Source organism: Candidatus Saccharimonadales bacterium (assembly GCA_036397795.1).
Classification (GTDB): domain Bacteria; phylum Patescibacteriota; class Saccharimonadia; order Saccharimonadales; family DASWIF01; genus DASWIF01.
The window spans coordinates 13,068-30,950 of record DASWIF010000005.1; the positions used below are offsets into that span (position 1 = coordinate 13,068).

The window sequence follows — 17,883 nt, forward strand, 5'->3', positions numbered from 1 at the left end:
CAGTGATATAGAGGTAAGCCGGTGCCAATCAGTTATACTAGAGGCAATATGAAAGCTGTGATTTTAACCGGCTTGCGGACCAACGCCGAGTATCATTTAGGCAACTATCTGGGAGCGATTTTACCAATGGCAACGCTGCAAAGACGGCACGTCGGCGCCTATCAAGTCAACATGTTCGCTCCGGATTTGCACAGTTTCACCACGCCGATTAATCACTCCGAGCTGTATCGGCGAACGATGGATAACCTGCGAGTCTTCATCGCCGCTGGTATACCGCTCGGCGATAAGCATTTCTATCTCTACCGCCAAAGTTATATTCCGGCGCATGCCGAATTAACTGTCATTCTTAATAACTTTGCCTATTACGGCGAGCTCAAGCGGATGACCCAGTTCAAGGAAAAGGCCGATGAGCTCAAACATAAAAGTGTCAGTGCCGGGCTGTTTGATTACCCGGTCCTAATGGCGGCAGACATCTTGTTGTATGGCGCCAAGTGGGTTCCGGTCGGTGACGACCAACAGCAACATCTCGAGTTCGCCCGAGACTTAGGTGATCGGTTCAATCAGAAATTTGGCCCGGTCCTAACGTTACCCGAACCGATTGATAAACAGCTTAAATTCGTCAAGCGGACGGAAGGCGTCAGGATCCGCTCGTTGCGTTCGCCGACCAATAAGATGAGCAAAAGTGTGACTGACCCGGCCGGCACCATCCTGCTAAGCGATAAACCAGCCGACGGACGAGCCAAAGTCATGGCCGCCACCACCGACAGCCTGAACGCCATCCACTGGGACTGGGAGCTGCAGCCGGGGGTCACCAACTTGCTGCAGATTAGCTCTTTGCTGGCCGCTACACCGGCCACTAAGGTATTGGCCGAGTGGCAAGGCCGGTCTGATTACAGAGCTTTAAAAAAATACGTAGGGCAACAAGTAAGTGAGTTTTTGACTGAATTTCAAATCAAGTTGAAATCAGTTGATAAAGCTGCGGTTTTAGCCAAACTGGAAGCCTCTGAGGCGGCCATGAGCCAAACCGCCAACCAAACATTATTTAAAGTCCAGCAAGCTATTGGTTTGCGGCCGTGAGTAGACGACAGATCACAGCGGCGACGACTGGTCGGCTGGATCGGATCCTCGCTAACAGTTCACCGGACTACTCTCGGACTAACTGGCAACGGCTGATCAAACAAGGCCGGGTCAAAGTCGGCCGCACCAACGTAACCGATCCGGCCGCCAAAGTTCGGGCCCAAGCAAAAATTACAGCTGACTTACCGGAACTGACGCCGCCGGCCCAGCCCGTGCCGATAATTTACAAGGACCAGTCAGTCATCGCTTTTGATAAACCGGCCGGACTGTTGACCCACGCTAAGGGCCAGCTGGCCGCGGAATGGACTCTGGCCGACGAGGCCCGGCCGTTCGTTGAGTTTGAAGACGACAACCGAGCCGGAATTGTCCACCGGCTAGACCGGCTGACCTCAGGTGTGATCATATTAGCTCGCACAGTGGCAGTTAAGCAGCGGATGCAACGCTTGTTTGCCAGCCGACGGGTGAGTAAATCGTACCTAGCACTGGTCGGCGGTCATTTAGGACAAGCCGAGTTGGTGATCGATCTGCCAATCGGCCGCCACACGGGCCAACCGGCCAAATTTGCGATTAGGCCGGACGGCAAAGCCGCGGTAACTGGGGTTAAATTGATTAAGGCATATTCGGCAGCCAGCCTTATCCGGTTGCGTCCTCAAACCGGCCGGACCCACCAGTTAAGGGTTCATCTTACCCGTATCGGCCATCCGATAATCGGCGATCCGCTTTACGGCGGCGCCAAAGCTAGTCGTCTGATGCTCCACGCCGAGCGGCTCAAATTCTCGCTTGGTGGTCGCGATTATGACCTGAAGAGTCCCATACCAGCCGATTTTTCAGTGGAGCTAAACCGGTGGACTTAGCGCCGAACTTGGTCCAAGCCATAAGATCAGATGATCATCACGCATTCTTACTGTCGGCACCCAGTCTGGCCAGCTTAGATGATCTAACCAAGCAGGTTACGATCGAGCTGTCAAAGGATGAACAAACTGAATTCGCTATCGTCAACCCTGATGAAGGCAGCATAAAGATTGCCACTATCCGACAGTTATACAGCCGCACCAGCTATCGTCGGGGCGGCAAAAACCGATTGCTTGTGGTTGTCAAGTCCGCCGACACCATGACTCTGCCGGCCCAAAACGCCTTTTTAAAACTGTTAGAGGAACCGCCGCGCCACGTTAGTTTTCTTCTGACCACGACCAGAGGCAGTCGGTTGCTCAAAACGGTAGTGTCCCGCTGTCAAGTATTCCGAGTTAAACCCGATAACCTGGCTGACTTCAGCCGCAAAGTAAAATCGAATGACGCCAAACAGTTGACCAAGCTTTTTTACCTCAGTAGGGGCGACAGTATCTTAGCTAACCAAATGCTAGTAGCGCCGACTGCAGTAGATTACCAGGCGCTGCTTGAGCTGCGATTATCAGATGCCTTGATTGCCGCCCAAGCGGCATCGGCCGAGCGCGAACAAGCCTTGAGCTTAAGTGACCACTTTGCCCACCTGAGCCGGGCTGCGCTGCGTCATGTTCCCGGCAAAGAGCATCGCCAGTGGCTTAATCGCTTGGCAGCGGCGGTCAGGGCTAAGGAGCTGTTAATCAGTGGGGCCAATGCTAAACTCTCAATCGACTGGCTATTGCTCGAATTTAGGAGCTAAGGTGGGTATAATCATATGAATATGTTAGCCGTTTTATTGGTTGTTGGTCTCGGTTTTCTGGCTTGGATTGTGGCCAACCGCACCGAAAAAAGTCTACAGCCGCTGTCTAAAGCCTTATCGCACCGGTTACAAAAACTGTGGCTCGATGCCCAGGCTAGTTTGCGTTCCAAACAATATCTGCGGGCTGAAAAAGCCTTACTTACAATCTTGCGGTTCGACGAGAAAAACGCAGCGGCCTATAATCGCTTGGGCATCTTGTATGCCAAACAAAAGGAATTCAAAGATGCTATCGAATGCTTTGAGATTGCTTCTAGCATCGAATCCAACCCCTCTAGCCTGCATAACTTGGGTTTAATTTATTACGAGACTCACAGTTATGAAAAAGCCGCGCAGGCGTTCGAGAACGCGCTGGAGCTAGAAGGCGGTTTGGCCGCCAGGTACGTGGCCTACGCCAAAGTCCAGGAGAAACTAGGCAAGGTCAAACGCATGTTGGAAGCGCTGGAACAGGCGGTCGAAGCCGAGCCGAATCCACAGACTTACAAACTGTTGGCCGATGCCTATGAGCGAACCGGCGAGGACGAGCTGGCCGAAGAGATAAAGCAGAAACTAAAACAGCTTATTATGCCGCTAAATCGACCCAAGCGTATCCACCAGCCGCGCAAAGTCGTAATGTAGGCACCTCTGTTTGCTTCTGCTAAAATGGATGAGCTGGCGGGCCGGTGTAGCTCAGCTGGTTAGAGCGGCGGTTTTGTAAACCGTAGGTCGTGGGTTCGAATCCCTCCACCGGCTCCAGTTTGTTCGATAGCCATCGGGCCAAAACAAAATAACGCAGACTGCTTGTTCACCGAAGGTGAATCAGCTATGCTGACGAGCGTTGAGGATAAGCGACATTGCTATCTCTCAATCAGCGCTGGGGTAGCGAAGCGGCCAAACGCATCAGACTGTAAATCTGACGGCTTTACGCCTTCGGGGGTTCGAATCCCTCCCCCAGCACCAAATGGAGCAACTAGGCCCTGATAGCTCAGTGGTAGAGCGCATCCATGGTAAGGATGAGGTCGCGAGTTCAACCCTCGCTCAGGGCTCCAAGTGGGCCGTCGGGGATTAATCCGGCTGCCACCCTTGTTAAATTACTGAAATATTGTTAAACTACAAAGTCTATGGCTAAGAAAAGTACCAAGAGAAAGATAATCGGTCTGGTGTCGGAAGAATCCGGGCATCGGACTTATATTACCCGCAAAAATACGACAAATACGCCCGATAAACTTGAATTGAGAAAATACGATCCGACTATCAGGCGTCACGTTAAATACGTTGAGACCAAGAAAAACCTCGGCCGCAACGAGTAAAGCTTAACCTAAGCGGGCGGCAATCTGATCGACCAGTCTCAACTGGTGTTCCATAATATTGGCATCCTTAGGTGAATCAACTACGAAAAAATTAAGATTCTGGCCACTTAACTCCAGGTTAGCGGCGGCTGGTAGTAGGCCGATGATTGGTAGCCAGCGTTGGTTGGTTTCGGCCTCAAGGCTAAATAATAGATGCCCGTCTAGTTGTTGGGGCTCACTGCGGAAAAAATGGCGAAAATAGCCAAATATCGGCTCATCTTTAAGCCCGGTCGATAGCAGCCAAGCTTTTGACTCAGTCGGCAGCGGACAGCTGATAATGTACAGCTGTTGAGAGACTGGTCGGGTAGCGGGCTGAGGCAAGTCCATCTGACGGCTGATTACTCGGAATTCTCGGTTATAGATCAGACCGTGGACTGTAAATAAATCGCGGGCAAATCGGTTAACTAGCAAGCTGTTTTTATCGGGTGAGAGCTCGTGACTCGGCGCGTCAGTGATTAAGCTGAGGTGATGTCGTTTAGCTAGGCCTTTAAAAATTTTGCCAGTATTTGATGTCATTCCGAAATATCCAGGGCAGTATTAATAAATTCGGCGCTGCTCCAAATCAGCGGCTCAACCGACAGGTGCTGGTCGGAATAAGGATGAAGCTGTTCCGGCAGAGCGCCGCTAGTCAGCATGTGACGCTGCGTCCAACCAAGAATGTCGGCTGCCGTCTCTTTATCCTGCTGATCAATCAAGTATTGGGCATACCATAAGGTAGTGACAAACCAAGGATTGCTGACACCGGCCTTAACGGCATGGTAATGATCGGATTCATAACGCGGCACCCCGCCCGATGGGGTTTTATCAACCAGCCTCGCCTTAAGCGTGTCCACTGCCTGCTTGACGTAGGGGTCGTCTTTATCATATAGCCCAAACATAACAGCGCCATATAAGGATGACGCGTCGATGACTGGATCAAACGACAACATGTCGTTCTCACCGAGCAAGAAGCCTTTATAAAAATAGCGAATGTCATGGTTGAACAGAGTTTCGCGAGCGGCCTGTTTAATATCATCGGCGACCGTTCGCCAACGGATGGCATCGTCCGGGTATTCGAATTTTTCCGCTAATTCTGCCGCGGCTTGCAAGCCGGCATGGACTACTGCCGTGGTATAGGTCGTAGTCATAAACTTTTCTTCCCACAGATCGTAGCTAGCGTGTGGCAGTTTGGTGGCAGAATCAATGAAACTATCTATAAAATTTGCCATCGGCTGAACCATGGTATCGTACAGGCCTAAAACGAAGTCTTTATCATTGGTATGCTTGAGATATTCACCGAGCAAAAACAGGGTAATGGCGGTTTCATCCTCCTGAATCGGCAATTCCGGCCGACCGGAGTTGAGATACGGATGCCAAGAGCTGCCAATTGCTCGATCGGGCTGGTATTTATGCATCAGATAACCATCCGGATGTATGACGTCTCGAGCGAATTCAAAGTAGGCTCGCGGTTCGTCCTTATAACCTAGCCGGATCAGCGGCCACAACACATAACAGGCGTCACGCGGCCAGCAATAGCTATAGTAATCCCGCGTATAATTGAGCATCTCGCTGTCGCCCGATGCAATCACGGCGCCGCGCCGATCAATGTGGGATTTAATAATTAACAGCGATTTCAATGTCTGCTGGTGGTATTTAGGGTCGACTTTGTGCAGTTGGTTAGCCGCTACCGCTAGCCACTGTTGCCAATGAGCCTGGGTGTCCTCCAGACGGTCATTGAGTTGCTTATTAACGAACTGCCGGTGGGCATCGAGAGCGTCTTTTTGTGACGCGCCGGCTGCGATCCAATAATTGAGCGTTCCAGTTGAGTTGGCATCAATATTAAGGCTAAAGCGTAGAGTTGAATCAACTCGGCCGTGCTCGACATTGTTACCGCTCAACTCGCCGTCGGCCGCATCGGCGTAGGTACCGGTATGGCCCTCGATGCCGTTTAAGCCGATGGCGTGTTGGTCAAATGTCGAGGCATCGGCTAGCTCGCCGCTGATAACAAACACGCGACGACCTTTATAGTGCATGACTACTTGCTCTTCAGGTAAGTACTGGGCGGTATCATCTCGCTGGGAGTCGCTGATCCTAAACACTTGGTGCAAAAACAGCTTAATGTCGCGCCGGTTCGTCGCCTGGTTGGTCAAGGCTATTTGCCGGGCGAAAACATTGCGCTGGCTGTCAACAAAATCACTAAACTCTAGTTTGATCTTGAGTCCGTCGTTTTGGGCCGACACTTGGCTGATCAGGCTATCCGGCCGGTAATCTACCGTCACTTCCCAGCCGACGTCTCCGAGCCAACTTATGGTACCGTCGACGAACAGGCCGACACGGTGAAACAAGTCCTTATTGCCGACATGGTTCTCCAAACCGACATAGGGGTAGTACAGGTCGTTGACTAGGCCGAACCGATTGAGACCAACCGCCATCGAACCGTTGCTGAGAAAAACCGGCCGGCTCACCGCTCATCTCCCGATTCTAGCAACCGGGCTTTGAGATCATGGCAGGCATTCATATAGTTCATAAAGGCCTCATAGGGCGTGTCGTAAGGTGAGAAGTAGGCGTGAACGTCGCCATCCTTGAACCATTTGGTGCACATGTAGTAAAAATGGTCAGACGTCGTCAGTTTTCGCCAATCAGCTCTTAGCTGGGCATCGTTTGATTTGGCCACAGCTTGGGACAGGCTGTAGACAAATTTGTTGGCCTCCTGCTGCATGCCGTTTCCTAACCAGGCCGACAGATCCCGATCGGTGTCAGCCCAGGTGATGGTCGAATGAATATCGAGGTCGTCGACCGCATCGAAATTACGGGCCGCCTGGGTGATGGTCATAAACTTAGTCCCCATGGCCGTTAATTGGCGTGGGAATTCATTTAGAAATTCAAAAATACCGGTGCTGTGCCATTGATGTTCGCCAAATGTTTCATAGTCCATAAACAAATTTATCAGCGGTTGATCGGCTGGTATGGCTTCGATCCAGGCGTTAAACTTGTCAGCCGTTAGCGGCCATTCTTTCCAGCTGGTGTCGGAGAACCTAAAAGCAATGTCATCGCTCAACTTGTAGTTCTTTAATAGCAATTTGATCCGACTGGTGCCGAGCGGACGGTAGATAAAATTTGGACTGCGCCAGGTTAATATCGGATCCCAACCTTCGGTAATCACCGCCTCGTAACCATTTTGTTCGGCCCAGACGCCAAGTTCGTTATTATAAGCCAGTTCGGTGTTTCTAAAAGCCGTCGTTTCCAGGCCAAACTCGGTTTTAATAAGCTGGCGGTGTTGCTCAACCTGCCGTTCGAACTCGGCGCGGTCAAAAAAGAATCCCAGCGAGTGGTAATAAGATTCTGCTAAGATCTCAACGCGACCGGTAGCCACCAGTTCTTTGAAGCTCTCCAAGGCTTCTGGCTGCCACGCTTTTAGTTGTTCGATGACGAGGCCGCTTAATGATAGACTCAAGCTGAACTCGGGTAATTCACGCAACAGTTTAAGCAATAATTGATTGGTAGGCAGATAGGATTTTTCGGCCACCTTTTTGATGATCTCAGGGTTCGACTGGCCCAAATTTTGAGAATTGTCGGCAAAGTAATCGTGGTTGGCATTAATGTCAAAAATCGTGTAGTGACGCAGCCGATACGGTTGATGGACATGGAGATAGAGGCAGATTGAGCGCTTCATCGCTGGCTGGTCAACTCGGATTTATAAACGGTTTGAAGACGATCAGCCGCATCCCGCCAGGACCGTCCGGACAATTCGGCCGCCGTCAGATCGGCCATAGTCTGGCGCAGAGCGTCGGAGCGCAACACCGACACGATTTGGTTGGCCATTTCTTGCTCGTCCCAGTAGTCGACTCGTAAAGCGTGGCCCATGACTTCACTTACGCCGGATTGTTTCGATATCAGCGATGGCACACCTCGGGCGCCGGCTTCAAGTGGTGTTATGCCAAACGGTTCTGAGACCGAGGGCATGACGAATAAATCGGCCACCCGGTAGGCATCATCCACCGCTTTACCGCGTTGAAAGCCGGTAAATAACAAGTTTTGACTAATGCCCAGTTCGGCTCCCAACTCGATTAACTCCTGATACTGGTCGCCGGAACCGACAATCAAAAATAACGTCTTGGGTTGATACTCAAGTACCCGCTGGGCGGCCTGCAAAAGGTGGGTCAGGCCCTTTTGGATGACCAATCGACCAACGTTAACGATGACTTTATAACCGTGCTGCTTGAGCAGCTCGATGTAGCTATAGACATTCAGGCTATGGTCTGGCGGCCAATCTGAGAGATTGATACTGTTATGAACGACCTCGACCTTCGTCGCTGGGATGGCGTATTCCTCGACCAAGACTCGTTTGGTAGCCTGGCTGACGGCGATTACTTTATCGGCCATCATCATGCCTTGGTATTCAATCTCCCGCACCAGATTATTGCCTTGACGCCCACCGGAGCGATCGTATTCGGTGGCGTGGATGTGGACAATTAACGGTTTATGACACCGCCGTTTAAGTTTGATGGCCGCACGAAAAGTCAGCCAGTCATGGGCGTGAATAATGTCGAATTCATTAATGTCAACCAGCCGATCAACGCTCTGCTCATAAATCGTTTGTTGCTCGTATAACGAGTGACCAACAACCTGGCCGTCACGGGTACTTTGAATAAACCAGGCGGAATCATACGCCCCGCCGGCCAACATCACCTCGACCGCGTCCTGGGGGCTAGCCGCCGTGACCGTCATGAAGTCAATGTCGTGTTGAGCCGTATAAGGGACGATGAATTGAATTGTGGCGCCGTCTTTAACCAGTGCTCGACACATTTCATAACAGGCCACACCCAAACCGCCGCTGTTGTGGGGTGGCAGTTCCCACCCAAGCATCAAGATTTTCACCCGTTGATTCTCTTTGTTATTTGGTAAAAGTATAAGCCGATTTAAGCATTACCTCAATAGCCGCTGATAGCAACAACGGTTAAAGGCGGCAATCCTTGTTATACTAACTCTGCTCGGTTGCTAATAGGGGTGTACGCCTCCGTTTGTCGGGCCGGGTTAAAGCCAATCGTGGCTTAAAAGAGGGGCATAGTACAATGGCAAGTATAGCGGTCTCCAAAACCGCAGATCGTGGTTCGATTCCACGTGCCCCTGCCAGGAAACTTAACCATTAACAAATGACTCAACTTGACTTAAATCAACCACTTTTACTCCTGATGCATGGCTGGCCCGGAGCCGGCAAGTCGGCTTTTGCCCGACAGTTCTGCGAGCGGCATAGCATGGCCCATGTCAGTAGTGACCGTGTACGTTACGAACTGTATGATGATCCGGTCTATTCACCATCCGAGAACAACACGGTTTTGCGGTTGTGCGAGTATGCTTGCGAGTTGGTTTTAAAGACCGGCGGTTCGGTGGTATTTGATATGTGCCTACCGACCCAAGCTCTGCGGCACAAAGTTTCGTATTTAGCTCGGTCTTACCAAGCAAACTTCATGATCGTTTGGGCTCAGATCGATCTCGACACCGCGCGTTATCGAGCCGTCAATCGCGACCGCCGGCGCTTAGACGACCGTTATTCGCCGGGCCTGAGTCCAACCTCTTTCGAGCGATTAGCCAACTCCGTCGGCCCCCTAAATCTCGACCGTGAATCCTGCCAGGTAATTAGCGGAAAACATGCATTTGCCCAGCAGGCCCGCATTGTCGAGTTGAGACTAAACAAATTAGGTCTAATTGACGCCAATCCCATCGCTAAAGGTCGGGTTGACTTCAGCCGCCGCTTGTCCGGCCAAAGAAATGAGACTGTCCGGTAACTCGCTGACCGGCTTCGAGCTGACCCGCGGCCGGACTTCCCGGATTAGCTTACGTGTAAAACCGGACTTAACTCTGCTCGTCAGGGCGCCTAGGCTGACTCCGGCCAGCGTGATAGATCGGTTTGTCAAAACCAAAGCCCAGTGGATAAGCCAACAGCGACGGAAGCATAGCCAACTTTATGACTTTGCCCTCAACCCGATTCATCCAAACATCCCGATCAGTTATCGCTACGGACCGCTTAAGGCCGTAAGTATAGGTGGCGATATTAGCCTCAGCCTACCAACAGGCAGTGAGTATTGGCCAGGCTATCTCGCCGCCAGAACGTTGATAAAAACCAGCCTGCTTAAGCTGGCTCAAGATCAGCTGCCCCTGCGGCTAAATGCTCTGGCGACTGAATTCAAGCTCGACCAGCCAAGGGAGATTCAAATTAAGTTCATGCGCTCGCGGTGGGGCAGTTGTACGGCCGCCGGTACAATCAGCTTGAATTCACAGCTTGTCCGGCTGCCTTTAGGGCTAATCGATTATGTTATTTGTCACGAACTAACCCATCTGGTTGCAGCCAACCACGGGGCAGGGTTTCATCACCAGCTAGAGTCAATCATGCCCGACGCTGCCAGCCGCCGGCGCCAGCTAAGGCGTTGGCATCTGTACTACTAGCCGGTGACGCTTGTGCTTTATAATAACTGCCAGTGGATCAACCGGAGCTCAATTCATTAAGGCAACTATTGTCCAGCCGTCGGCAACTGGTTGCCGGCCTGCTGATATTTGTCCCATTGGCCTTTCGTCTTGGGCAGGAATACAGCCTCGGCCTAACCGCCTTGTTGTTAGGTGGGCTGATCCTGTTGTTTTGCCTGCTGGCAATTATGCGCCAGCGGCCTGCCTCTTTTAGCGGCTTGGCCTTCTGGCTGATCTGGCTGCTGCAATTGCTAGCTTTGGCTGGGGTGATTTATCTGCTCGGCCAACCGCTATCGCCGCTGATATTTTTGGCCGTGGCCTTAACCAGCATGGCGACGTTTGCCTATAAACGCTCGGGATTTTTCATCTCGACCCTTTTCGGGTTGATGGCGATGGTGACGATATTTTTACTTAATAGCCAGACCGTCAGTTGGGAGTCGTTTGCCGAACTGCTGGCGTATTTAGGCGTGTTTTTGCTTTTAAACCTCCTGACCTCCGATCTGGTGGAGCTGGATAAAACTCAGTTAGTCAGCCGGACCATTACCGGCAAAAACCTGGAGGTTGAGCACCAGCGACTGTTGTCTTTGATCAATAATATCGGCGACGCCGTCATTGCGACTGATGAAGACGGCAACATTCAGACCTATAACGGCGCTGCCTTAGACTTGATAAACACTAATGTTTCCATCGAGGGCAAGGCGCTTGACAGCGTTTGGAAGCTGGTTGACGATGAAGGCCGGACCGTGAACCTAATAACCGAGGCCAAAACCGCCGATCGGACTATCAGACGTTCGGACATCAAGATCATTTACGGTCAGGACGATTTTGCCAATCTTTACACCAACGTCACGCCGATTAAACTCGGGCAGGGCGACCGAACGGAAAAAGGCTTCACGCTTATCTTGCAGGACATCACCAAACAAAAATCTCTGGAAGAAGAACGCGACGAATTTGTCGCCGTCGTCAGCCATGAGCTTAGAACTCCTGTCACAATCACCGAAGGCAAAGTCAGTAATGCTCAGTTGCTGTTGAGCAAGGCCGATTCACCGCCGGCTAAAGTCGTCGAGGCTTTGGGTCAAGCCCATTCCCAGGTGGTTTATTTAGCCGATTTAATAAATGATTTAGCTTCGCTGGCAAGAGCCGAACGGACCGATGTCAGCTCTCAACTGGAGAGCATTAATCCGTCTGTATTAGTGGCTGATACGATCAAGAGTTATGAAATCGAGGCCAAGGGTAAAGGCCTCGAATTAAAATATGAAAAGCCGATGGTAGAACCACATATAATCTATAACAATCGCCTGTATATTCAGGAGATATTACAAAACTTCTTAACCAACGCCCTCAAGTACACCAAGCAAGGCCAAATTACCATAACGCTCCTAAATGAAGGCACGGATAAAGTCAGGATCGGTGTAACTGACCAAGGCATCGGCATCAGCACAAGTGATCAAAAACGGCTGTTTGAAAAATTCTTCCGCTCAGAGGACTACCGCACCAGAGAAAGTAGTGGCACCGGCCTGGGGCTGTATGTCACCGCCAAGTTGGCGTCAAAGGTCGATGGGAAAATTGATGTTAAGAGCCAACTTAACGCTGGGTCGACTTTCAGTCTTACCGTTGGTTCGAAGTCCGAGACCGATCGACCGACCGCGGCCAGCGCATAACCGGTATACAAACGTTCCGGCCCTTCCAGTCGACCCGGCCAAACTCATACCTAATCATAGAGACAAGATTGAGACCGGCTTCAACCAAGAGGTTAAGGGGCAGGCTCAAGCCGCTGAGCAACCAAAATTTAGGCTGCAAGACCAGCTCGCTTAGGATATAGCTCAACCACAGTAGCAGTGCCCCCAAAGATAACAGGGCGGCGGCGATCGGATCTTTAATATAAGGGCTAAAAATTAGCAGACCGGCGGACATGGCATAGCCCAGACCGACCAAGATCGTCCAGACTGGTTCTTTGCCCTCGCCCGGGTAGAGTTTTCTTACGGCGGTTTCATACAGGCTGTTTAAGCGCTTACGAGTAGTCAATCCCAGTTCAGGCGTAGCGAGCAAGAATTGATAGGTTCCGGTTGTGCGGGCAGCGTTAGCCAGCGCCTGCTCCGGCGCGATTTCACGTCGCAGCGCCCTAAATCCGCCTTGCTTAAGCAACCACTCGCGCTCGACCAGCCAAGCCGAGCTCATCAGTGGCCATTCGGCGAATGCCAATTCAGTAAAGTATCTTAGGGGCCGCAGGGCACTTGAAACTGGATCGTAGGCTCGCCGTTGTGGCATTAACGAAACAAATTGAGCTCCGCGGCTAATTGCCGCCGTTATCGTACGCGTGATTGATTCGGATGAATACCTGATATCAACACCCGCAAATAAAACATAGTCGCCACTGGCTTCATTCAGCAGCAGTTCGTAGGCGTTGTTTTTGCCGACCCAACCTGCGCTAGGAACTTGCCCCTGGATAAACCGTACTCCGTCGTGCGCAAATGACTTAATAATCTCCGGTGTACTGTCTTGGGAACAATCGTCCAAGACGAGAATTTCTAGCTTGGCATAATCCGACGACACGGCCGAGCGCAGAGCATCGGTCAGCGCATGGGTCTCATTCCTGGCCGGGATCGCAAGTGTGACCGTTGGCAACTTAGTGTTTGATAGCTTGATCGGCCGGTAGCTGTACCGGCTAATCCTAAAAGCGGTCAGGCTTAATGACCTTACGCTAAACAGTAACCAGGCTACGGCCAGTCCTTGGAGCCAAAGCTCGGCCGTTAAATCGGCGGATAGCTGGCCGGCTAGAATAACCACCAGATAGATTATGGTTGCCCGGCGCCAGCTTCGCCGTAGAACCCGTGTTGTCCGCCGTTGGCCATAACGCCCCACTAGCAGTCGGGTATGGCTGACGAACAGACCGCCGGCCAGACCAATCAAGGCCCAGTCGCCCGTGTCGATACCAACCGCCAGCAATATTAGAGGCAAAGCGCTCAAAAGCAATCCGATTTGGCGCTTCGATCCAACCGCATAGAGCCACCAGCTGATAAATAGACCGATAAGACCGATTAACATTCACTAATAAGCATAACAGCTATTCGGTGGTAAATCGGCCTATTGACAGAAGTAGCCGATGCGTTTAATATTCTCTTGACAGTCTCTTCCAAGGAGACTTTTTAATTGGGAGTACCACCGTGGCTACGACCACACCGCAGAAACCCTCGTTGAGGAGTAAATTGGCTTCTCGGCTGAAACGCCAAAACCGATCAGGTGACAAGAAATCACCCGGTTCAAAGTTTCAATTAAGGCGCCTTAAGCCTCGTTCGCCGCGCTATTTCCGCGAGTCTTTTGCCGAACTAAAAAAAGTAACCTGGCCAACCCGGCGCGAGTCGTGGCGGTTAACGATAGCTGTTTTTGTTTTTAGCGTCGTCTTTGCCGCGGTTATTGTGGCGGCCGATATCGGCTATAAGCAATTGGCTGAAAGGCTATTCCTATGAGTGGGAAACGCTATGACTCAGCTAAACAGTGGTACGCCATCCACACTTACTCCGGTTATGAAGAAAAAGTCGCCGAAAGTATTCGGCAGCGGGCCGACAGCTTGGATATGAAGGACAAGATCTTTGACTGCCTAGTACCCAAAGAAAAGCAAATTGAGATCAAAAACGGCAAACGCAAAGTCGTTGAAAAACGTATCTTCCAAGGTTACGTTCTAGTCCAGATGAAAATGAGCGAGGACGCTTGGTACATCGTCAGAAATACCCCGAATGTCACTGGTTTTGTCGGCAGCGGCACAGAACCAACTCCGGTATCCGACGAGGAAATGGAAAAGATCAAAAAGCGCATGGGTGTCCAGGATCCTAAGCATAAAATCGATTTCACCGTTGGCGAAGTCGTCAACATAATCGACGGGCCGTTCAAAGGTTTTGACGGCTCGATCAATGAAATCGACGAGCAAAAAGGCAAAATTAAGGTGCTGGTCAACATGTTTGGCCGGGAAACCCCGGTCGAGCTTGATGGCCTGCAGGTAAAGAAGGTCTAAATTATGGCAAACGGTAAAAAAATCACAGCTAATCTGAAAATGCGTATCCCGGGCGGGCAAGCCAGTGCCGGACCGCCAGTCGGCTCTACTCTGGGCCAATACGGCGTCAACATGATGGACTTTATCAACCCATTCAACGAGCAAACCAAAGAGCTGCAGGGCCAAACGGTGACGGTTCACATCAGGATTTACGAGGACCGCAGCATGACATGGCGGGTCGTATCTCAGGCCACTGATGACCTTATTAAAAAGGCCGCTGGTGTGGAGAAGGGCTCTGGCCGGCCGCATGATGAGAAAGTCGCCAAACTTAGTAAGAATCAGGTCAGACAAATCGCCGAAGGAAAGATGAAAGACATGAACACCGAGGATATTGAGCAGGCCATGCGCCAAGTCGCCGGCACCGCCCGCAGCATGGGTGTGGAAGTCGAACAATAATAATTTTTTTGTGGGAGGGCGCATTAAACGGCGTCCACTTGTACCACGAAAGGAGTAATAAATGGCAAAGACTAAACAGGACTGGTTAAAAGAGGCTAAGGCTTTAGGCCTTAAATTAGCGCCTAAGGATAAAATCGCCGATATCAGGGCAGCCATTGAAGCAGCTCAGGTCAAGCCGACCAAGCAAGCGCCGATCGATAAACCGCCGGCAACAGCGGAAGAACCAAAGCCATCTACCATCGCCCAACCCCCAACTCCTAGCACAGCCAAAGCCGGCGGGCCGGTCGAAGCTTTAGCGAAGGCGGGTAAACGCAGCAAAAAAGGCCTGGAAGAAGCCGATATCAAAGCGGCCAAAGAATCCAGAAAACGGGGCGAGCCAGCAGACCAACCCGAACCACCGGTTGACATGCCTAAAAAAGGCCCGGTTCCGGCCACTCGCCCAAAGATTGAACGCCGCTCAAAAGACTACCGGCTAGCTGCTGAAAAGATTGATAAAGCCAAAGATTATGAGTTAAAGGACGCTCTTAAGCTAGCTTGTGAAACTTCAGCCGTCAAATTTGACGCAACTGTCGAGCTACATGTTCGGCTGGCTGTTGACCCAAAACAAGCAGATCAAAATATCCGCGAGTCGGTGGCTTTACCGAACGGCACCGGCAAGAGTCTTAGCGTGGCCGTTTTTGCCGAACCTGACGATCAAGCCAAGGCCAAAGTCGCTGGCGCCGATTTTGTCGGCGAAAAAGAACTACTTGATAAGCTGGAAAAAGCCGATCTAGATTTTGACGTCCTAATCGCGACACCGCAGTTAATGAGCCAGCTTGGACGATTCGCGAAGCTGCTTGGTCCAAAGGGACTTATGCCCAATCCCAAAAGCGGTACGGTAACCAAAAACGTTCCGGCGGCTGTTAAGCTAGCCAAAGCCGGACAGGTGGAATTTAGGGTGGACGCCAACGGTAACGTCCATATACCGATTGGTAAAGTCAGTTTCGGACCAGACAAGCTTATGCCTAACGCCGAAGCCGTGTTAGCCGCGGTCAAAGCCGCCAAGCCGAGCTCGATAAGCGGCGGCTACGTGCTCTCGAGTTTTGTCACCACTACCATGGGCCCGAGCCTAAAGTTCAAGCTCTAATTGGCGAACGGTGACACCTCAGGACCGGTTTTATGCAACTTTTTTCGAACATTGAGCTTAGTCAACGGCGGCATCAGCTATACTTAAGCACATGCGACTTTTTGGTATTACCGGCCCGATAGGGCACGGCAAAACCACGCTAGCCAATGCTTTAATCGCGCTGGAGACTCCTTCGCTGCATATCGAGCCATCGGATATCATTGCCGAGGTGGCTAACGAGTGGTTCGCGACATTCCCTAAGGATTTGTTAGTCGATCCGCTCGATTACGGGCTGCTCAATCGGTGGCTGGACGACTTGGCCAGGGTGGTCTCGCATCAAATCAAACCGACTACTGGTAATCAATTGCATATAACGCATGACCAGGTGTTAGGCGAATCAAAATACTATTACAAGTTGTTCATGCACTTTAATTTGATCCGCCAAGGTGTTATTCCGCTCGGCAAAGCGATTGTCATCGACAACAAAGACAAACACCGAACTATCCTGCAGTGGATTGGCGGTTTCTTGGTTCACCGGGTCGATTCCGGAATTTGGTTCGACCATATTGAACGGCTGATAACTCAGGCCCGGCAAAATGGCACCAAGCTTGTCGTCGTCGGTGGCGTTAGATATCCATATGACGCCAGTGTTATTCGCCAAAACCGCGGTATCCTGATCAAATTGGTTCGAGCCGATCTGCCGGAGAGAGAACTGGCTGATATCACGGAAGAACACCGGCGAGAAATAACCGTCGACACCACCGTTATTAGCGACGCTCGCCCCGAAGCCCTGCCCGAGCTTGTTAAAGCCTTGTATCAGGATTTGTTGGTTGGCGATCTATTAAAAGAATACAACTCTAACGATTTTTTAGGACTCGCCGAATAGCCAAATCAATTTGACTCAATTTATACCGCTAATGCTTGCTGATTAGTATAAACCTCCTTAGACTTGAGCTCAGACTTTGGAGGGGAACGTGGACGGTTTTGGCGTCTACAGCAACATACAAATACTAGAAGCGCTTGAGGATGAGCACATCGTCATTCATCCGTTTATAAAAGACCACTTAGCCGGAAGTAGTTACGACGTGACCTTGGGCGAATGGTATTACCGGACAGAGCGAGTTACGGCTAAGGGTATCTATAATCCGGTTGACGAACGTGATGTTGCTCGGTATTTTGACGGCCCACACCGAGCAACAGCCCATATCGAATGGTGTGAAGCCAACGCTAGATCACTATTTAACAATATCCCGGAAGAACACAAGATAATTGTCTTGTTGCCGGGTGAAAGAGTTTTGGCCCATTCGCATGAATTTATTGGTATCAAAGCGCCCGGTACCAGCACCATGCAGGCTCGTTCGACTTGGGGCCGTAACGGTGTGGCGGTGTGTCTTGACGCCGGTTGGGGCGACCCAGGCTACATCAACCGCTGGACGATGGAAATTTACAATATGAATCAGCACGAAAGCGTGGTCTTGCCGGTGGGTGAACGCGTAGCCCAGATGGTCTTTTATCATACCGGCCCAGTCGATGGTGAATATAAAAAGTTAAGTGGCAAATACCAGTCTGGCCACCAAGACAAGCTCAAATCGATTATCAGCCGCTGGCGACCGGAAGATATGCTACCAAAAGCCTATAAAGACAAACGCCAAGAACCAATACCGCTATGAACGAGATAAAAGGGACTTATTGGGCGGTTGATGGCGCGGAAGGTACAGGGAAGACTTCAATTGTTGCCTGGCTAGCAGCAAAGCTGACGTCGCTGGGCATCACAAACGAAACATATCGTGAA

General features: G+C 51.1%; 18 protein-coding genes and 4 tRNA genes. 17 read left to right on the forward strand and 5 right to left on the reverse strand.

Annotated features, from left to right (window positions below; translation table 11 throughout):
- The first annotated feature begins 48 nt into the window (after positions 1 to 48).
- From trpS to rpmG, 8 genes are all read left to right on the forward strand, one after another.
- On the forward strand, positions 49 to 1,077 hold the full coding sequence (gene trpS / locus VGA08_00405) for a tryptophan--tRNA ligase (protein ID HEX9679071.1): 1,029 nt from the start codon (positions 49 to 51) through the stop codon (positions 1,075 to 1,077).
- Complete coding sequence (locus VGA08_00410; protein ID HEX9679072.1) at positions 1,074 to 1,931, forward strand: RluA family pseudouridine synthase; 858 nt, start codon at positions 1,074 to 1,076, stop codon at positions 1,929 to 1,931. The genes trpS and VGA08_00410 overlap by 4 nt, the downstream gene beginning before the upstream one ends.
- Complete coding sequence (locus VGA08_00415) at positions 1,922 to 2,716, forward strand: hypothetical protein (GenBank protein HEX9679073.1); 795 nt, start codon at positions 1,922 to 1,924, stop codon at positions 2,714 to 2,716. Before VGA08_00410 ends, VGA08_00415 begins: the two co-directional genes overlap by 10 nt.
- Positions 2,717 to 2,737: 21 nt before the next feature.
- A complete protein-coding gene (locus tag VGA08_00420) occupies positions 2,738 to 3,391 on the forward strand; it encodes a tetratricopeptide repeat protein (GenBank protein HEX9679074.1) in 654 nt (217 codons plus the stop codon).
- Positions 3,392 to 3,431: 40 nt separating this feature from the next.
- Positions 3,432 to 3,508, forward strand: a tRNA-Thr gene (locus VGA08_00425).
- A 117-nt stretch (positions 3,509 to 3,625) separates the two neighbouring features.
- A tRNA-Tyr gene (locus VGA08_00430) sits at positions 3,626 to 3,712 on the forward strand.
- Positions 3,713 to 3,726: 14 nt separating this feature from the next.
- Positions 3,727 to 3,801: transfer RNA gene (locus tag VGA08_00435), tRNA-Thr, on the forward strand.
- A gap of 72 nt (positions 3,802 to 3,873) precedes the next feature.
- Positions 3,874 to 4,062 carry a 50S ribosomal protein L33 gene (gene rpmG / locus VGA08_00440; protein HEX9679075.1) on the forward strand — a complete coding sequence of 63 codons (189 nt, stop codon included), beginning with the start codon at positions 3,874 to 3,876 and terminating at the stop codon, positions 4,060 to 4,062.
- 3 nt (positions 4,063 to 4,065) lie between these two features.
- Here rpmG and VGA08_00445 read toward each other — a convergent pair whose 3' ends face one another.
- Genes VGA08_00445 through VGA08_00460 form a run of 4 tightly spaced genes read right to left on the reverse strand, consistent with a single transcriptional unit; the run spans position 4,066 to position 8,946 of the window.
- Positions 4,066 to 4,617 (reverse strand): hypothetical protein, encoded by a 552-nt coding sequence (locus VGA08_00445; protein HEX9679076.1) that lies wholly within the window; start codon positions 4,615 to 4,617, stop codon positions 4,066 to 4,068.
- Complete coding sequence (locus tag VGA08_00450; protein ID HEX9679077.1) at positions 4,614 to 6,545, reverse strand: glycoside hydrolase family 15 protein; 1,932 nt, start codon at positions 6,543 to 6,545, stop codon at positions 4,614 to 4,616. Before VGA08_00450 ends, VGA08_00445 begins: the two co-directional genes overlap by 4 nt.
- Complete coding sequence (locus tag VGA08_00455; GenBank protein HEX9679078.1) at positions 6,542 to 7,753, reverse strand: glycoside hydrolase family 57 protein; 1,212 nt, start codon at positions 7,751 to 7,753, stop codon at positions 6,542 to 6,544. Before VGA08_00455 ends, VGA08_00450 begins: the two co-directional genes overlap by 4 nt.
- Positions 7,750 to 8,946, reverse strand: coding sequence for a glycosyltransferase family 4 protein (locus VGA08_00460; GenBank protein ID HEX9679079.1), 1,197 nt, complete (start codon positions 8,944 to 8,946; stop codon positions 7,750 to 7,752). The genes VGA08_00455 and VGA08_00460 overlap by 4 nt, the downstream gene beginning before the upstream one ends.
- A gap of 192 nt (positions 8,947 to 9,138) precedes the next feature.
- Between VGA08_00460 and VGA08_00465 the strand changes: the two genes are divergently transcribed.
- The 4 genes from VGA08_00465 to VGA08_00480 all read left to right on the forward strand — a co-directional run bounded on the left by VGA08_00465 (position 9,139) and on the right by VGA08_00480 (position 12,203).
- Positions 9,139 to 9,213: transfer RNA gene (locus VGA08_00465), tRNA-Trp, on the forward strand.
- 20 nt (positions 9,214 to 9,233) lie between these two features.
- Complete coding sequence (locus VGA08_00470; protein ID HEX9679080.1) at positions 9,234 to 9,866, forward strand: AAA family ATPase; 633 nt, start codon at positions 9,234 to 9,236, stop codon at positions 9,864 to 9,866.
- The gene (locus tag VGA08_00475) at positions 9,787 to 10,524 is read left to right on the forward strand and encodes a SprT family zinc-dependent metalloprotease (GenBank protein HEX9679081.1); all 738 of its coding nucleotides are present in this window, start codon (positions 9,787 to 9,789) and stop codon (positions 10,522 to 10,524) included. Before VGA08_00470 ends, VGA08_00475 begins: the two co-directional genes overlap by 80 nt.
- A gap of 32 nt (positions 10,525 to 10,556) precedes the next feature.
- A complete protein-coding gene (locus tag VGA08_00480; protein HEX9679082.1) occupies positions 10,557 to 12,203 on the forward strand; it encodes an ATP-binding protein in 1,647 nt (548 codons plus the stop codon).
- Here the strand turns inward: VGA08_00480 and VGA08_00485 are convergent.
- Complete coding sequence (locus tag VGA08_00485) at positions 12,151 to 13,587, reverse strand: glycosyltransferase (protein ID HEX9679083.1); 1,437 nt, start codon at positions 13,585 to 13,587, stop codon at positions 12,151 to 12,153. The genes VGA08_00480 and VGA08_00485 overlap by 53 nt on opposite strands.
- A 418-nt stretch (positions 13,588 to 14,005) precedes the next feature.
- Between VGA08_00485 and nusG the strand changes: the two genes are divergently transcribed.
- The 5 genes from nusG (at position 14,006) to VGA08_00510 (ending at position 17,761) form a co-directional block, all read left to right on the forward strand.
- On the forward strand, positions 14,006 to 14,551 hold the full coding sequence (gene nusG / locus VGA08_00490; protein ID HEX9679084.1) for a transcription termination/antitermination protein NusG: 546 nt from the start codon (positions 14,006 to 14,008) through the stop codon (positions 14,549 to 14,551).
- A 3-nt stretch (positions 14,552 to 14,554) separates the two neighbouring features.
- Positions 14,555 to 14,986: a 50S ribosomal protein L11 gene (gene rplK / locus VGA08_00495; protein HEX9679085.1), complete on the forward strand. Its 432-nt coding sequence runs from the start codon at positions 14,555 to 14,557 to the stop codon at positions 14,984 to 14,986.
- Between the two features lie 61 nt (positions 14,987 to 15,047).
- Complete coding sequence (gene rplA / locus VGA08_00500; protein HEX9679086.1) at positions 15,048 to 16,112, forward strand: 50S ribosomal protein L1; 1,065 nt, start codon at positions 15,048 to 15,050, stop codon at positions 16,110 to 16,112.
- Positions 16,113 to 16,203: 91 nt separating this feature from the next.
- Positions 16,204 to 16,977, forward strand: coding sequence for a hypothetical protein (locus VGA08_00505; GenBank protein ID HEX9679087.1), 774 nt, complete (start codon positions 16,204 to 16,206; stop codon positions 16,975 to 16,977).
- A gap of 76 nt (positions 16,978 to 17,053) precedes the next feature.
- Positions 17,054 to 17,761, forward strand: coding sequence for a deoxycytidine triphosphate deaminase (locus VGA08_00510; protein HEX9679088.1), 708 nt, complete (start codon positions 17,054 to 17,056; stop codon positions 17,759 to 17,761).
- The last annotated feature ends 122 nt before the right edge of the window (positions 17,762 to 17,883 follow it).